The organism is Streptomyces longisporus (assembly GCF_039532765.1).
GTDB lineage: Bacteria > Actinomycetota > Actinomycetes > Streptomycetales > Streptomycetaceae > Streptomyces > Streptomyces longisporus.
The window spans coordinates 299916-315473 of the sequence record NZ_BAAASG010000016.1 but is presented as its reverse complement, the minus strand read 5'-3'; the positions used below and the strand labels follow the sequence as shown (position 1 = coordinate 315473).

The 15558-nt window shown below is 72.1% G+C and carries 15 protein-coding genes; 13 read left to right on the top strand and 2 right to left on the bottom strand.

Annotation, left to right across the window (positions count from 1 at the left end):
- The first annotated feature begins 1 nt into the window (after window position 1).
- The 4 genes from alr to ABD355_RS33415 all read left to right on the top strand — a co-directional run bounded on the left by alr (window position 2) and on the right by ABD355_RS33415 (window position 3430).
- Complete coding sequence (gene alr, locus ABD355_RS33430; protein WP_344404648.1) at window positions 2-1171, top strand: alanine racemase; 1170 nt, start codon at window positions 2-4, stop codon at window positions 1169-1171.
- A gap of 173 nt (window positions 1172-1344) precedes the next feature.
- Window positions 1345-2595, top strand: coding sequence for an alpha/beta fold hydrolase (locus tag ABD355_RS33425; protein WP_344404647.1), 1251 nt, complete (start codon window positions 1345-1347; stop codon window positions 2593-2595).
- Window positions 2561-3106, top strand: a complete 546-nt coding sequence (gene tsaE / locus ABD355_RS33420; RefSeq protein WP_344404645.1) for a tRNA (adenosine(37)-N6)-threonylcarbamoyltransferase complex ATPase subunit type 1 TsaE — start codon at window positions 2561-2563, stop codon at window positions 3104-3106. The genes ABD355_RS33425 and tsaE overlap by 35 nt, the downstream gene beginning before the upstream one ends.
- Before the next feature lie 150 nt (window positions 3107-3256).
- Window positions 3257-3430: a hypothetical protein gene (locus ABD355_RS33415; RefSeq protein WP_266959048.1), complete on the top strand. Its 174-nt coding sequence runs from the start codon at window positions 3257-3259 to the stop codon at window positions 3428-3430.
- A 9-nt stretch (window positions 3431-3439) separates the two neighbouring features.
- On the opposite strand, the gene ABD355_RS33410 is transcribed toward ABD355_RS33415, so the two are convergent.
- Window positions 3440-3994, bottom strand: a complete 555-nt coding sequence (locus tag ABD355_RS33410; RefSeq protein ID WP_344404643.1) for a hypothetical protein — start codon at window positions 3992-3994, stop codon at window positions 3440-3442.
- 632 nt (window positions 3995-4626) lie between these two features.
- On the opposite strand from ABD355_RS33410, the gene tsaB reads away from it, so the two are divergent.
- Genes tsaB through ABD355_RS33390 form a run of 4 tightly spaced genes read left to right on the top strand, consistent with a single transcriptional unit; the run spans window position 4627 to window position 7157 of the window.
- Window positions 4627-5283, top strand: coding sequence for a tRNA (adenosine(37)-N6)-threonylcarbamoyltransferase complex dimerization subunit type 1 TsaB (tsaB, locus tag ABD355_RS33405; protein WP_344404641.1), 657 nt, complete (start codon window positions 4627-4629; stop codon window positions 5281-5283).
- The gene (gene rimI / locus ABD355_RS33400; protein WP_344404640.1) at window positions 5280-5813 is read left to right on the top strand and encodes a ribosomal protein S18-alanine N-acetyltransferase; all 534 of its coding nucleotides are present in this window, start codon (window positions 5280-5282) and stop codon (window positions 5811-5813) included. The genes tsaB and rimI overlap by 4 nt, the downstream gene beginning before the upstream one ends.
- A complete protein-coding gene (gene tsaD, locus ABD355_RS33395) occupies window positions 5806-6903 on the top strand; it encodes a tRNA (adenosine(37)-N6)-threonylcarbamoyltransferase complex transferase subunit TsaD (protein ID WP_344404639.1) in 1098 nt (365 codons plus the stop codon). The genes rimI and tsaD overlap by 8 nt, the downstream gene beginning before the upstream one ends.
- Window positions 6900-7157 (top strand): hypothetical protein, encoded by a 258-nt coding sequence (locus ABD355_RS33390; RefSeq protein ID WP_344404638.1) that lies wholly within the window; start codon window positions 6900-6902, stop codon window positions 7155-7157. Before tsaD ends, ABD355_RS33390 begins: the two co-directional genes overlap by 4 nt.
- A 308-nt stretch (window positions 7158-7465) precedes the next feature.
- Here the strand turns inward: ABD355_RS33390 and ABD355_RS33385 are convergent, their stop codons facing one another.
- Window positions 7466-9769 (bottom strand): beta-xylosidase/alpha-l-arabinosidase, encoded by a 2304-nt coding sequence (locus tag ABD355_RS33385; protein WP_344404636.1) that lies wholly within the window; start codon window positions 9767-9769, stop codon window positions 7466-7468.
- A 152-nt stretch (window positions 9770-9921) separates the two neighbouring features.
- Here ABD355_RS33385 and ABD355_RS33380 point away from each other — a divergent pair, with 152 nt between their 5' ends.
- The 5 genes from ABD355_RS33380 to ABD355_RS33360 all read left to right on the top strand — a co-directional run bounded on the left by ABD355_RS33380 (window position 9922) and on the right by ABD355_RS33360 (window position 15555).
- On the top strand, window positions 9922-10983 hold the full coding sequence (locus ABD355_RS33380) for a LacI family DNA-binding transcriptional regulator (protein ID WP_344404635.1): 1062 nt from the start codon (window positions 9922-9924) through the stop codon (window positions 10981-10983).
- 112 nt (window positions 10984-11095) lie between these two features.
- Window positions 11096-12469 carry a glycoside hydrolase family 10 protein gene (locus ABD355_RS33375; protein WP_344404634.1) on the top strand — a complete coding sequence of 458 codons (1374 nt, stop codon included), beginning with the start codon at window positions 11096-11098 and terminating at the stop codon, window positions 12467-12469.
- 155 nt (window positions 12470-12624) lie between these two features.
- On the top strand, window positions 12625-13587 hold the full coding sequence (locus tag ABD355_RS33370; protein WP_344404708.1) for an LCP family protein: 963 nt from the start codon (window positions 12625-12627) through the stop codon (window positions 13585-13587).
- Window positions 13588-13670: 83 nt separating this feature from the next.
- Complete coding sequence (locus ABD355_RS33365; protein WP_344404633.1) at window positions 13671-15065, top strand: FG-GAP-like repeat-containing protein; 1395 nt, start codon at window positions 13671-13673, stop codon at window positions 15063-15065.
- 133 nt (window positions 15066-15198) lie between these two features.
- A complete protein-coding gene (locus tag ABD355_RS33360) occupies window positions 15199-15555 on the top strand; it encodes a YciI family protein (RefSeq protein ID WP_344404632.1) in 357 nt (118 codons plus the stop codon).
- Window positions 15556-15558: the final 3 nt, after the last annotated feature.

Sequence of the window (15558 nt, the reverse complement as noted above, 5' to 3'; positions counted from 1 at the left end):
CATGACTGAGACAGCAGCTGCCCCGACCGCGCCCCTGCGCGCCCGCGCCGAGATCGACCTGGCCGCCCTGCGCGCCAACGTGCGGACCCTGCGCGCCCTCGCGCCGGGCGCTGCCCTCATGGCCGTGGTCAAGTCCGACGCGTACGGCCACGGGGCCGTGCCGTGCGCCCGGGCCGCCGTCGCGGCGGGGGCCGCATGGCTGGGGACCGCCACGCCCGAGGAGGCGCTCGCACTGCGGGCCGCCGGGCTGCCCGGACGCATCATGTGCTGGCTGTGGACGCCGGGCGGGCCCTGGCGGGAGGCCGTCGAGGCCGACATCGACGTGTCGGTGAGCGGAATGTGGGCCCTGGACGAGGTCACCGCGGCCGCCCGGGCGGCGGGCATCCCCGCGCGCGTACAGCTCAAGGCCGACACCGGGCTGGGGCGGGGCGGCTGTCAGCCGGGGGAGGACTGGGCCGAACTGGTCAAAGCCGCCCTGCGCGCCGAGGCCGAGGGGACCGTCCGCATCACCGGACTCTGGTCGCACTTCGCGTGCGCCGACGAACCCGGCCACCCCTCCATCGACCTCCAGCTCACCCGCTTCCGCGAGATGCTCGCCCACGCCGAGGGCCGGGGCGTACGCCCCGAGGTGCGGCACATCGCCAACTCGCCCGCCACCCTCACCCTTCCCGAGGCCCACTTCGACCTGGTGCGGACCGGGATCGCCCTCTACGGCATCTCGCCGAGCCCCGAGTTGGGCAGCCCCGCCGACTTCGGGCTGCGTCCGGTGATGACACTGTCGGCCTCCATCGCGCTCGTGAAGCACGTTCCGGGGGGTCACGGCGTCAGTTACGGGCATCACTACGTCACCCCCGGCGCGACGACCCTCGGACTCGTGCCCGTCGGGTACGCCGACGGCGTTCCGCGGCACGCCTCCGGGACCGGCCCGGTGCTGGTCGGCGGCAAGTGGCGAACCGTCGCCGGGCGGGTCGCCATGGACCAGTTCGTCGTCGATCTCGGCGGGGACGAGCCCCCGGTCGGGACGGAAGCGGTGCTGTTCGGGCCCGGCGACCGCGGCGAGCCCACCGCCGAGGACTGGGCGCAGGCCGCGGGCACCATCGCGTACGAGATCGTCACGCGGATCGGAACGCGCGTTCCCCGCGTCTATGTGAATGAAGAACAAAGCGGGTAACCGCACAGAGGCCCGACCGTCCACAGACCGGCAGAGAAGCAACACCCGTAAGCCGGGCGACATCGGGCAGTCGATCGACAGCGGTATCAACAGGCAACACGAGTAACACAAGCAACACCTGCATCACCCGACCCAGCGAACAGCAGTGATGATCCGGCGAAGAGGAGCGGTACGTGAGCGAGAGCAGTGCGGAGGCCGTCGCAGCCGTCGCGGCCGTCGCCTCCGCCACGGGGGCGGCCGGGAACTGGCGCAGGGCGACCGGCATCGCGGGCGCCGCGATAGGCGTGGTCGCCGCGGGCGCGGCGGCCGGAGTCGCCATAGAGCGGCTCACCGTGGGCCGCGGGATGCGGAAGAAGGCGCGGCTCGCGCTCGACTCGACCGGACCGTACGGGGCGCTGCGCGGCACGCCCGGCAAGGCCACGGCCGACGACGGCACCGAGCTGTACTACGAGGTCGACGACGTCGACCCGGACGCCGTGCCCGCGCTGGGGCAGCGCCGCCGCCGGCTGTTCGGCCGTAAGGCGCCCGCTCCCGTCACCGTCGTCTTCAGCCACGGCTACTGCCTCAACCAGGACTCCTGGCACTTCCAGCGTGCGGCCCTGCGCGGTGTCGTACGGACCGTGCACTGGGACCAGCGCAGCCACGGGCGGTCCGGGCGGGGCGTGCAGCAGGTGCAGGACGGCGTGCCGATCAGCATCGACCAGCTGGGGCGCGATCTGAAGGCCGTCATCGACGCCGCCGCGCCGGACGGGCCGATCGTGCTGGTCGGGCACTCCATGGGCGGCATGACCGTGATGGCGCTGGCCGACCAGTATCCCGAGCTGATCCGTGACCGGGTGGTCGCCGTCGCCTTCGTCGGTACGTCGTCCGGGCGGCTCGGCGAGGTCAACTTCGGGCTGCCGGTCGCGGGCGTCAACGCGGTGCGGCGGGTGCTCCCCGGCGTGCTGAAGGCGCTGGGGCAGCAGGCCGCGCTGGTGGAGAAGGGGCGGCGGGCGACCGCCGATCTGTTCGCCGGGATCATCAAGCGATACTCGTTCGCCTCCCGGGACGTCGACCCGGCCGTCGCACGGTTCGCCGAGCGGATGATCGAGGGCACGCCGATCGACGTGGTCGCCGAGTTCTACCCGGCGTTTACGGAGCACGACAAGACCGAGGCGCTGGTGCACTTCGCCGACCTGCCGGTGCTGGTGCTGGCCGGGATCGGCGATCTCGTCACGCCCAGCGAGCACAGCGAGGCGATCGCCGACCTGCTGCCGGACGCCGAACTGGTGCTGGTCCCGGACGCCGGGCACCTGGTGATGCTGGAGCACCCCGAGGTGGTCACCGACCGGCTGGCCGACCTGCTCACCCGTGCGGGTGCCGTGCCGGCAGGAGCTACCGTGGGGGGCTATGGAAGCACCCGCAGCACCGCACAACCCGGCTGAGACCGAGGCCTCCGTGTCGTCCGCCATGCCTTCTGTGGAGATCACCGTCACCGCCCCCGAGCAGATGCGGGACCTGGGCCGTCGCCTGGCCAAGCTGCTGCGTGCCGGCGACCTCGTGATGCTCAACGGGGAACTCGGCGCGGGCAAGACGACGCTCACCCGCGGGCTGGGTGAAGGGCTCGGCGTGCGGGGCGCGGTCACCTCGCCGACCTTCGTGATCGCCCGTGTGCATCCGTCGCTGGGCGACGGTCCGCCGCTCGTGCACGTCGACGCGTACCGCCTGGGCGGCGGGCTCGACGAGATGGAGGACCTCGACCTCGACGTCTCGCTGCCCGAGTCGGTGATCGTCGTGGAGTGGGGCGAGGGCAAGGTCGAGGAGCTGACCGAGGACCGGCTGCACGTCGTCATCCACCGGGCCGTGGGCGACGCGACGGATGAAGTCCGGCACATGACGGTGACCGGCCTGGGCGAGCGGTGGTCGGCGGTGGATCTGAGCGTGCTGTCCGCCTGACGGCCGTACGGCAGGCCCACCATTCCGTGAACGTTCCGACAAGACGTCGGCAAGATATTGCATTCGGTGTCTAGTGCGTGGTCACATGGTACCCAGTTCGTAGTTAGGTCTACCTAACTACGCCTGCCCCCGGGTCCTCAGGAGGCGTCCATGCCGGCCACCGAGAGCAACGCGCAGCCGCAGAAGCCGTACGCCGTCGTAGCCGGTGTGTCCATGCGCGAACTACTGGCGTCGTGCGCCGCGGCGGACGCGGTCTCGACCCCGCCGCGACTGCCGGACCCCGAGGTGTCCGGGCCGCCGGCGCGGCACCGGGAAGCCGCGTAGCCGAGCCGCTCAGGGGATCACGGCCACCTGTGCGCCGATCGTGGCGAACTCCCACAGGGCGGCGCCGTCCTTGCGGGACTCGCGGATCCCGCCCGTGCGTACGGTCGGGTCGGGTGCCGCCGGCGTGCTTCTGACCGCCGCACTGAAGCCGACGGGGACGCCTTCCACGCTGGTGAAACGCACGACGTGCTCGATGGCGGTCCCGTCGGTGCCGATCGCGGAGTTCGAGCGGGAGGTGACCCCGTAGACGCCGGGCGCCGGGTCGACATTGCCCGGGGCGACCGTGAAGCTGCGCAGGACCTGGTTGCGCGCGTCGACCAGCCAGACCCGGTCGGAGCCCACCGAGTAGACGACGCGTTCCCCGGCACCGGACGCGGCGGGCGGCAGGCCGGGGTTGCGCTGGGCGCCGGGCGCTCCCGGGACGGCCGCGGTGGGTGAGGCGCTCGCCTGCGGCTTGCCGAAGCCGGCCGGTGCGGTCACGGAGGCCCGGTAGCCGAGGAAGGCGACGGTGGCCAGGGCGGCCACGGTGAGCCCGAACACGAATCCGGAGCTGCTCCTCGCCACAGTCGCCACCTGCCCCATTCGCCTCGAACGTCATGCTTTGCGGCGACCGTAGCAGCCCGTACACGCCTGACCGAGGTGGCGATGCCCGAGGTGGCGGCCCGTGTCGGACACCCGGCCTGCGCCGTGGGGCCCGGTGCGGGCTCGTCCTGTGGTCGCCCGGTTCGCCATGCTCGAACAGCCTTGCGCGGAACGCCTTGGCGTCGAGGGCCCGTCTCTGCGGGCGGAGGGCCGGGTGCCTGGCCGGGTCCCGGGAGCTGCAGCAGCCCTCAGACGGAGCCGCAGTAGCCCGTACGCGCCTGTCCGTGGGGCCCGTGCGGGCTCGCCGTTTGTGGTCGACCGGTCCGCCTTGCTCGAACAGGGTTGCGTGGAACGCCTTGGCGTCGAGGGGTCTGTCTCCGTGGGCGGAGGGCCGGGTGCCTGGCCGGGTCCCGGGAGCTGCAGCAGCCCGCAGACGGAGCCGCAGTAGCCCGTACGCGCCTGTCCGTGGGGCCCGGTGCGGGGTCGCCGTTTGTGGTCGACCGGTCCGCCACGCTCGAACCGCCTCGCGCGGCACCCCATGGCACCGCGGGGCCCGCCCCTCCGGGCGACGACGGGGCGTCCGACACGGGCCCCGGGAGCCGTAGGCTGTTTGCGTGCTCTTGCTCGCTCTGGATACCGCAACCCCAGCCGTGACCGTCGCCCTGCACGACGGCACGGACGTCATCGCCTCCTCGAGCCAGGTGGACGCCCGCCGGCACGGTGAGCTGCTGCTGCCGGCCGTCGACCGGGTGCTCGCCGAGGCCGGGCTCGGGCTCGACGCCGTCACCGGCATCGTCGTCGGCATCGGGCCCGGCCCCTACACCGGGCTGCGCGTCGGCCTGATGACCGCGGACACCTTCGGGCTCGCGCTCGGTGTCCCCGTGCACGGCGTGTGCACGCTCGACGGTCTGGCGTACGCGGCCGACATCGACAAGGGCCCCTTCGTCGTGGCGACCGACGCCCGGCGCAAGGAGGTCTACTGGGCGCGCTACGCCGACTCCCGGACCCGGCTCACCGACCCCGCCGTCGACCGGCCCGCCGACATCGCCGACCGGGTGGCGGGGCTGCCCGCCGTCGGCGCGGGCGCGCTGCTGTACCCGGACACCTTCCCGAACGTGCACGAGCCGGAGCACGTGTCGGCCGCCGCGCTCGCACGGCTGGCCGCCGAGCGGCTGGCCAAGGGCGAGGAACTGCCCGCGGCCCGGCCGCTGTACCTGCGCCGCCCGGACGCCCAGGTCCCCAAGAACTACAAGGTGGTCACCCCCAAGTGACCGAACCCGTGACCTCTCGACTGCGCGAGATGCGCTGGTGGGACATCGACCGCGTGCTCGAACTGGAGAAGGACCTCTTCCCCGAGGACGCCTGGTCCCGCGGCATGTTCTGGTCGGAACTCGCCCACGCCCGCGGCCCCGAGGCGACCCGCCGCTATGTCGTCGCCGAGGACAGCGAGGGGCGGGTGGTGGGGTACGCGGGCCTCGCCGCCTCTGGAGACCTTGCCGACATCCAGACCATCGCCGTCACCCGCGAGCAGTGGGGCACCGGGCTCGGCGGACGGCTCCTCGCCGAGCTGCTGCGGGCCGCCACCGCCTTCGAGTGCGCCGAAGTGATGCTGGAGTGCCGCATCGACAACATCCGCGCCCAGAAGCTCTACGAGCGCTTCGGCTTCGAGGCCATCGGCTTCAGGCGCGGCTACTACCAGCCCGGCAATGTGGACGCCCTGGTGATGCGGCTGACCACGCAATCCGACAGCGGCCCCGCCGCGGGACCGACTTCCGAACGAGAAACCGAGATCCATGGCTGACGAACCCCTGGTCCTGGGAATCGAGACCTCCTGCGACGAGACCGGCGTCGGCATCGTCCGGGGCACCACCCTGCTGGCCGACGCCGTCGCCTCCAGCGTCGACGAGCACGCCCGCTTCGGCGGCGTCGTCCCCGAGGTCGCCTCCCGGGCGCACCTGGAGGCGATGGTGCCGACCATCGACCGCGCGCTGAAGGAGGCGGGGGTGAGCGCGAGGGACCTGGACGGCATCGCGGTCACCGCCGGTCCCGGCCTGGCCGGTGCCCTGCTGGTCGGTGTGTCGGCGGCGAAGGCGTATGCGTACGCGCTGGGCAAGCCGCTCTACGGCGTGAACCACCTCGCCTCCCACATCTGCGTGGACCAGCTGGAGCACGGTGCACTGCCCGAGCCGACGATGGCGCTGCTGGTGTCCGGCGGGCACAGCTCGCTGCTGCTGTCGACGGACATCACCTCGGACGTACGTCCCCTGGGCGCGACCATCGACGACGCGGCCGGCGAGGCCTTCGACAAGATCGCCCGGGTGCTGAACCTCGGCTTCCCCGGCGGCCCGGTCATCGACCGCTACGCACGCGAGGGCGACCCCTCGGCGATCGCGTTCCCGCGCGGGCTGACCGGTCCGCGCGACCCCGCGTACGACTTCTCCTTCTCCGGGCTGAAGACGGCCGTGGCCCGCTGGATCGAGGCCAAGCGGGCGGCGGGGGAGGAGGTGCCGGTGCGGGACGTGGCGGCCTCCTTCCAGGAGGCGGTCGTCGACGTGCTGACCCGCAAGGCCGTACGGGCCTGCAAGGACGAGGGCGTCGGGCATCTGATGATCGGCGGCGGTGTGGCCGCCAACTCCCGGCTGCGCGCACTGGCGCAGGAGCGGTGCGAGGCGGCCGGCATCCAACTGCGCGTGCCGCGGCCGAAGTTGTGCACCGACAACGGGGCGATGGTGGCCGCGCTCGGCGCCGAACTGGTGGCCCGCAACCGGGCGGCGTCGAACTGGGACCTGTCCGCGGACTCCTCGCTGCCGGTGACCGAGGCGCATGTGCCCGGGCCCGCGCACGACCACGATCACGTCCACGAGGTCAGCAAGGAGAACCTGTACTCATGACGGTCGCGTTGATGTGGGAGGCACGGGCGGCCGAGGGCCGGGGCGAGGAGCTGCTCGCCTGGGCGCGGGCGCAGGAGCTCCCGGTGCGACCGGCGCGCCGGGAGACCTTCCGGGCCTCGCAGGACCGCGTCCTCGTCATCACCTGGTGGGACGCCTCCCCCGACGCGGAGCTGCCCGAACTGCCCGAGCCGGACGGCGAGCTGGTCATGCGGGCGGTGCACCGGTGGCGGTTCGAGTCGCTGGGGTCGGACTGACCCAGCCGGCGCCCGCCACCGCCTTGCCCGGGCCGAGCAGGCGGGGGGCGAAGGCGGTGCGGTGCCGGACCTCCTCGGAGTCCGGCAGAAGTGCCGCGGCCTCGAACTCCCGTATCCGCCCGACCGTCCCCCGGACTTCGTTCGGGGGACCCCCCTCTCGCTTCGCTCGGTCGGGACGCCCGCAGCAGCGTGGACAGCACGAGGAAGCCGGGCGCGAAGCTCACCAGCATGTCGAGGGCTCCGCTGCGCACCGGCGGGCTCTGTCCCGTGCCGCGGATCATCGGTCCCTCGTGTCCGAGGCCCGGGGGTCAGTCCGCCGCCGACACCTCCGTCTCGCACAGCAAGCGCCGATCGGTCCCCAGCACCCTCACGGGTCCAGCGAGCCGGAGCCGTGCCGTGTGCCGCACCTCCGCGCTCGATGCCCCCAACCGTAGTTCCAGCGCGCCCGGTTCGACCACCCTCGCCCCCGAGCGGTCCGTGAAGGCCGACAGGTCGGCATGGAAGCGGAAGACGACCCTGGCCGCCCCTCCCGGGTCCAGCTCCAGCCGCCGGTAGCCGATGAGGCGTACGTCCGGGCGGGTCACCGAGGCCACCGGGTCGTGCAGGTACAGCTGCACGACCTCCGCGCCCGCGCGCTCGCCCGTGTTGCGGACGGTGACCGTCACGTCGTACGAGCCGTCCGTGCCGATCTCCGCCCCGGCGGACTCGGACTCCCAGGCGAACGTCGTGTACGAGCGGCCGTGGCCGAAGGGGTACAGCGGGGTCGGGTCGAGGTTGCTGACCTCGCCCGCGAGGCCCAGCGGGGGCTGGAGGTACGTCCACGGCTGGCCTCCGGGGAGCCGCGGGACGCTCACCGGGAGGCGGCCCGAGGGGTTCACGCGGCCCGACAGCACTCCCGCCACCGCCGGGCCGCCCTCCTCCCCGGGGAAGAACGCCTGCACCACCGCGGCCAGCCGGCCGTGCCAGCGGCCCAGGGCGTACGGGCGGCCGGTGAGCAGCACGAGGACCACGGGCACCCCGGTGGCGACCAGCGCGTCCAGCAAGTCGCCCTGCACGCCCGGGAGCCGGAGGTCCGTCACATCGCAGCCCTCGCCCGAGGTGCCCCGACCGAACAGGCCCGCCCGGTCGCCGAGGACCGCCACGCACACGTCCGCCTCGGCGGTCCGCGCCACAGCCTCCTCGATCCCCGACAGGTCCGGGTCCGAGGTGTCGCAGCCCTGAGCGAACGTCACCTTGGCGTCCGGGAGTTCGGCCCGCAGTGCCTGAAGGACGGTCGGGATCTCCACGCCCATGGGAACGTCGGGGTGGTGGGCCAGGACGTGGGACGGGAAGGAGTAGCAGCCGAGCATCGCCAGCGCATCGGCCGCGCGCGGCCCGACCACCGCGACACGGGTGTCCGGAGGGAGGGGAAGGACCCCGTCGGGGTTGTCCAGGAGCACCACCGACTCCTCGGCGAGACGGCGGGCCAGGGCCCGGTTCGCCGCCGAGTCCAGGTCGATCACGGCGGCGGGCTCGGGGTCCCAGTCCTCGTCCAGGAGGCCCAGCTCGCACTTCTGGAGCAGCACCCGGCGGGCCGCGCGGTCCACCAGCGACTCCGGTACCGCGCCCGCCCGTACCGCCTCCAGCAGGGGCTTTCCGTAGCACTTGAGCGTCGGCAGCTCCACGTCGATGCCGGCCGCCAGCGCCGCGTGCGCCGCCTCGGCGGGGGAGCCCGCCACCCGGTGCAGGGTCTCCAGGAAGCCGATGCCGAAGTAGTCCGCGACCACCGTGCCGGTGAATCCCCAGTCCTCGCGCAGGAGTTCCGTCAGCAGGGACGGGTCCGCGGAGGCCGGGATGCCGTCCGTGTCGGTGTACGCCGCCATGACCGAGCGGGCGCCGCCCTCGCGCAGCGCCAGCTCGAACGGCGGCAGCGTCACGTCCGCGAACTCGCGGATGCCGGCCCGCACGGGTGCGAGATTGCGGGCGCCCGCCGAGGACGCGTACCCGGCGAAGTGCTTCAGCGTGGCGACGATCCCGGCCGACTCCAGGCCGCGCACATAGGCCGCCCCGACCGTGCCCACCAGGTACGGGTCCTCGCCGATCGTCTCCTCGACCCGGCCCCAGCGCGGGTCCCGTACGACGTCCAGGACCGGGGCGAGGCCCTGGTGCACGCCGGCCGTGCGCAGGTCGCCGCCGATGGCGCGGGCCATCTCCTCGACCAGCGGCGGATCGAAGCTCGCGCCCCAGGCCAGCGGGACGGGATAGGCGGTGGCGCCCCAGGCCGTGAACCCGGCCAGACACTCCTCGTGCGCCACGGCCGGGATCCCGAACCGGCCCGCCTCGGCGATACGGCGCTGGGCGCGGGCCAGTGCCTGCGCGCCCAGCGCCGGGTCCACGGGGGCGGTGCCGTAGGAGCGGGTGAGCTGGCCCAGGCCATGGGTGATCAGCTCGTCCCAGTCGTAGTCGGCGGTCATCTCGCTCTGCAGGGGGGCGACTCCGTCGCCGTCCGTGGCGGCGCCCACCCACACGCCGTACAGCTGGGCGGTCTTCTCCTCGAGGGTCATCCGGGAGAGGAGGTCGTCGACGCGGACGGCGGCGGGCAGGGCGGGGTCACGCCAGGGGGCGGTGGTCATGAAACTCCTGCTCTGGTCGAGTGGGTGGGGCCCTCTCACGAACGCTGGCAAACTCTGGCGACGAATGTTTCGCTATGTATATCGAATGTTCCGGGAACCTAGGCCGGTCCGAAGGCTTCGTCAAGAGGTCGTGCAGGGATACGATCGCCGCCATGACACCCCCGGAGCCCGTTGAAACGCGGACGACAACCCCGACGGCGGGCCGGTCGGCACAGACCGCGACGCTCGCCGAGATCGCCCGCGAGGCCGGCGTGTCCGCGCCGACTGTTTCGAAGGTCCTCAACGGCCGCGCGGACGTGGCCCCGGCCACCCGCAACCGCGTCGAGGAACTGCTGCGCGCCCACGGCTACCGGCGCCGACGAGCCGAGGCGAGCCGCTCGCCCCTGATCGACCTGGTCTTCCACGAGCTGGAGAGCGCGTGGGCGATGGAGGTCATCCGGGGCGTGGAGAACGTGGCCCGGGACGCGGGCCTCAGCGTGGTGCTGAGCGAGAGCGCCGGGCGGCTGACGCCCGGGCGGACCTGGGCGGACCAGGTCGCCGCCCGCCGCCCGCACGGGGTGGTCCTGGTGCTGTCCGGGCTCGACGAGTCCCAGCGGGCGCTGCTGACCAGCCGCTCCATCCCGTTCGTGGTGATGGACCCGGCCGGCGACCCCGGCGTCGACGTCCCCTCGATCGGCGCGACCAACTGGCAGGGCGGTCTGGCCGCCACCCGGCACCTGATCGAACTCGGCCACACCCGCATCGGGGCCATAACGGGACCGTCCCGCATGATGTGCAGCCGTGCCCGCGTCGACGGCTACCGGGCCGCGCTGGAGACCGCGGGGCTGCCGGTCGACCCGGCGCTGATCGCGACCGGCGACTTCCACCACGAGGCCGGCTACCGGCAGGGCCTGGAGCTGCTGCGCCGCCCGGACCGGCCCACCGCCGTGTTCGCGCTCAACGACCTCCAGGCGCTCGGCCTGTACGAGGCCGCGCGCGAACTGGGCCTGCGCATCCCCGAGGACCTGAGCGTGGTCGGCTTCGACGATCTGCCCGTCGCGCGCTGGGTGGGGCCGCCGCTGACCTCCGTACGGCAGCCGCTGACGGAGATGGCGGAGGCGGCGGCCAGGCTCGTCCTCGACCTGGGGCGGGAGGACCAGGCGCCCGCGGCGACCCGGGTGGAACTGGCGACCAGCCTGGTGGTGCGCAGCAGCACGGCGCCGCCACCGGCGTGACGCACGGGCCCGGGGTGGCCGGAAGTTGACGTATTGACGGGTGGTACGGCCGCCTCCACACTCCTCCGAAGCCAATCGGTTGGACGACCGAAACTTTCGGAGGCACTCCGCGATGAGATCTCTGAGAACATCTCTGCGCACTTCTCTGAGAACAGGCTCGTTCCTGGCGGCTCTCGCCACCGGCGCCGCGCTGCTGTTCACGGCGCCCGCGGCGCACGCCGCCGACACCCCGCTGCGCGACCTCGCCGCCGCCAAGGGCAAGGTCATCGGCACGGCGGTGACCGGATCCAAGCTCACCGGGACGTACGGCGACCTCGCCGGGGCGCAGTTCAACTCGCTGACCCCCGGAAACGCCATGAAGTGGGGCTCGGTCGAGCCCACCCAGGGCAGCTTCAACTGGACGGAGGCCGACCAGATCGTCGCCTTCGCACAGGCCCACAACCAGCAGGTGCGCGGCCACACCCTGGTCTGGCACAACCAGAACCCCGGCTGGCTGACCAACGGCACCTGGACGGCGGCCCAGCTCGGCAGCCTCCTCCAGAACCACATCGCCACCGAGGTCGGCCGCTACAAGGGAAAGATCACCGCCTGGGACGTGGTGAACGAACCCTTCAACGAGGACGGCACCTATCGCTCGGACCTCTGGTACGACACTCTTGGCGCCGACTACATCGCCAACGCCCTGACCTGGGCACATGCCGCCGACCCGGCCGCCAAGCTGTACATCAACGACTACAACGTCGAGGGCGTCGACGCGAAGTCGACCGCCCTGTACAACCTGGTGAAGGACCTCAAGGGCCGCGGCGTCCCGATCGACGGCGTGGGCCTGCAGGCGCATCTGATCCTCGGTCAGGTGCCCTCGTCCCTGCAGCAGAACATCCAGCGCTTCGCCGACCTCGGCGTCGACGTGTCGATCACCGAGCTGGACGTGCGCATGGCGCTTCCGGCGGACAGCACGAAGCTGGCGCAGCAGGCCGCCGACTACAAGTCGGTGCTGAACGCCTGTGTGGCGGTCACCCGGTGCGCGGGCGTCACCGTCTGGGGCTTCACCGACTCCGACTCCTGGGTGCCGAGCACGTTCCCGGGCTACGGGGCGGCGACGCCGTACGACGAGAACTACGTGCCGAAACCGGCCTACCACGCGATCGCGGAGGCCCTCGGCGGTACGACGACCCCGCCGCCCACCGGTGCCTGCACGGCGACGTACAGCGTGAGCAGCCAGTGGAACACCGGGTTCACCGGCCAGGTGACGATCGCCTGCTCGGGCGCCTCGCTGTCCTCCTGGAAGGCGAACTGGACGTTCGGCGCGGGCCAGCAGATCACCCAGGCCTGGAACGCCACCTGCAGTCAGTCGGGCACGGCGGTCACCTGCACGAACGCCTCCTACAACGGCTCGGTGCCGGACGGCGGTTCGGTGAGCTTCGGGTTCAACGGGTCCTGGAGCGGCAGCAATCCGGTGCCGACGGTGACGTTGGGCCGAGCGTGAGAATTTCCGAAGAAAACCGCTTCACGCCGTCGTCACTAACAATCCCCTAATAATTCGGACTTACGTTCCTGTCCGTGACGGGACTCGATGACAGCGCGGACGCGGGCAGACCCAGGGGCCGGCGGTCGAAGGCACTGAAGATCGCCGGCCTCACCATGGCGGGCCTGCTGGTGCTGGGCGCGGGTGCGGCGGGCTGGGCGTACTGGCACCTGGACCACAACATCAAGAGCGTCGACATCAACCAGGCGCTCGGCGACGACCGCCCGGCGAAGGCGGTGATCACACCCTCGCCGTCCGCGTCCCCCCTCCCGACCGGCTCCCTGAACATCCTGGTGCTGGGCTCGGACTCGCGCAGCGGCAAGGAGAACAAGGCGCTCGGCGGGGGCGACAGCTCCGGGGCCCGCTCCGACACGGCGATGGTCGTGCACATCGACGCGGGCCGGAAGAAGGCCACCGTCGCCAGCATCCCGCGCGACACGCTCGTCACGCGTCCGTCGTGCCCGCTGAGGTCCGGCGGGTCGACGGCGGTGGCGTACAACTCGATGTTCAACAGCGCCTATTCGGTGGGCGGCGCGGTGTGCGCCGTGAAGACGGTCGAGTCGATCACGAACGTCCGCATGGACCACTACGTCGAGATCGACTTCTCGGGCTTCGCGAGGCTGGTGAACGCGCTCGGCGGCGTCACCGTGACCACCGACCAGGACATCGACGACGACGACAGCCACCTTCACCTGAAGGCCGGCACCCACACCCTGAACGGCAAGCAGGCACTCGCCCTCGCCCGCACCCGCCACGGCATAGGCGACGGCAGCGACCTCGGCCGCATAGGCCTGCAGCAGAAGCTGGTGAAGGCGCTGCTGGAGCAGATCTCCTCGACGAACCTGTTCACCGATCCCGCCAAGCTGTACACGGTGGCCGAGGCCGTGACCAGCAGCCTGACCACCGACACCGGCCTGGACTCGCTGAGCGAACTGGTGAGCCTCGGCGAGAGCCTGAAGGGTCTGTCCGCGGACCGGGTGAAGACGGTGATGATGCCGGTGGTCACCGCGCCCTCGGACCCCAACCGGGTGGTGGCGAAGGAACCGGCGGCGAGCAGGCTGTGGGAATCCCTGCGCTGAAAGTGAGCCGCCGGACTACAACCATCGGGTGATACCGGGGGTCTCCTGCGGTGACCGCATTGCCGTAACCAGGGGGATTTCAGATGTCCATCTCACGTTCGTACAAAGCAACTTGGTCCGTGCCGGTGATCGCCGGTGTGCTGGCGCTCGGCGGTATTCCGGCGCTGGCGGGCAGCGCCGCGGCCGCCGCCCCGAAGACCGTCCGGGACGACTTCAACGGCGACGGCTACAAGGACCTCGCCATCGGCGCCCCGAACGCCACCGTCGGCGGCCGGCAGGGGGCGGGCGAAGTCGTCGTCATGTACGGCGGGCCGCACGGCCTGAGCAGGGACCGGCGCACGGTCATCAGCCGTGCCACCAGCGGCATTCCGGGCAGCCCCCAGGCGGGCGACAACTTCGGCATCCAGCTGTCCAAGGGCGACCTGGACGGCGACGGGCGCACCGACCTGATCGTCGGGGAGGCCTCCTCGGTACGCGACGCGGTCGTCGTCTGGGGCAGTCGGAGCGGCCTGTCCGGCGGGGTGTCCGTGCCCGCCGCGGTCACCCAGGCCGGCGACTTCGACGGTGACGGCAAGCAGGACCTCGTCCTGTTCCGCGGGGGCCGCTCCGGACACGACGACCCCGAGGGCACCACGGCCACCGTCTGGACCGGCCCGATCTCCCCCACCGGCAAGCCGGCCGTCACCAGGGCCTTCGGTGCAACCGACCTCCAGTACGACGACGTCCTGGACACCGCCGCCGGCGACGTCAACGGCGACGGACGCGACGACCTCGCGCTGACCGACTACATCGGCGAGGGCGCCTCCACGTCCCGGTTCTACCTGGCCAACGCCTCCGGAGACGCCTTCACCCCCGCCAAGGCCCCCGAGGGCGACGGCGGGGTGGCCTTCGGCGACATCAACCACGACGGCTACGCCGACGTCGTCCGCGGCGCCGAGAACCACAACACGGTCACCGTGGCCCTCGGCTCGGCCTCCGGTCTGAAGCCGCAGTCCACCTGGAAGACGTACAGCCAGAACACCGACGGCGTCCCCGGCGGCAAGGAGAGCGTGGACGAGTTCGGCGCCGCGGTGGCGGTCGGTGACATCAACGGCGACGGCTACGACGACGTGGCCGTGGGCGCGCCCGGCGAGGAACTCGGCTACGACGACGGAGCCGGCATGGTCGACGTCCTGTACGGCACCCGGAGCGGTCTGACCGGCAAGGGCGCCCAGGGCTTCACCCAGAACACCGAGGGCGTCCCCGGAGCCGTCGAGACGAGTGACGGCTTCGGCGGCGCGGTCAGCCTCCTCGACATCAACGGCAACGGCTACGCGGACCTCGCGGCGGCGGCGCCCCACGAGAACGCCGGCGACGGCGCGGTCTGGTCCCTGCGGGGGCGTCCCACGGGCATCGTGACGGACGCGGCGTTCACCTTCGGCGGGCGGACGGTCGGGGCGCCGAACGCGAAGGCGGCGTTCGGCCGGGAGCTGTCCTAGCCGGTTCCGGCAGGCCAGGGCTCCGGAAAAAAACTCCGAAGAATTCCGCGGGGTCTGTCGATCCCGGCCTCTCCCGATCGACGCACTGGTGAGAGGCCGGGAAGGACCGGCCCCGTAGGTCCGAGGAGTCACCATGCCGCGTTACCTGTCGATCGTGAAGCTCGACGAGAAGACCGTGCCCGCGGAGGGCCCCAGCGCCGAGCTGATGGAGCGCATGGGCGAGCTGATCGAGGAGATCACCAAGGCCGGGGTCATGCTCGACACGGCCGGGCTGACCCCGCACACCCAGGGCAAGCGGGTGCACTGGGAGGGCGGGGACCTCACCGTCACGGACGGGCCGTTCACGGAGTCCAAGGAGGTCATCGGCGGTTACGCCATCATGCAGTGCAAGGACATGGACGAGGCCCTGGAGTGGACCAAGCGGTTCGTGAAGGTCCACGAGGAGTACTGGACGGTGACCTGCGAGGTCCGGGAGATCGCGGAGGGCTGAGCG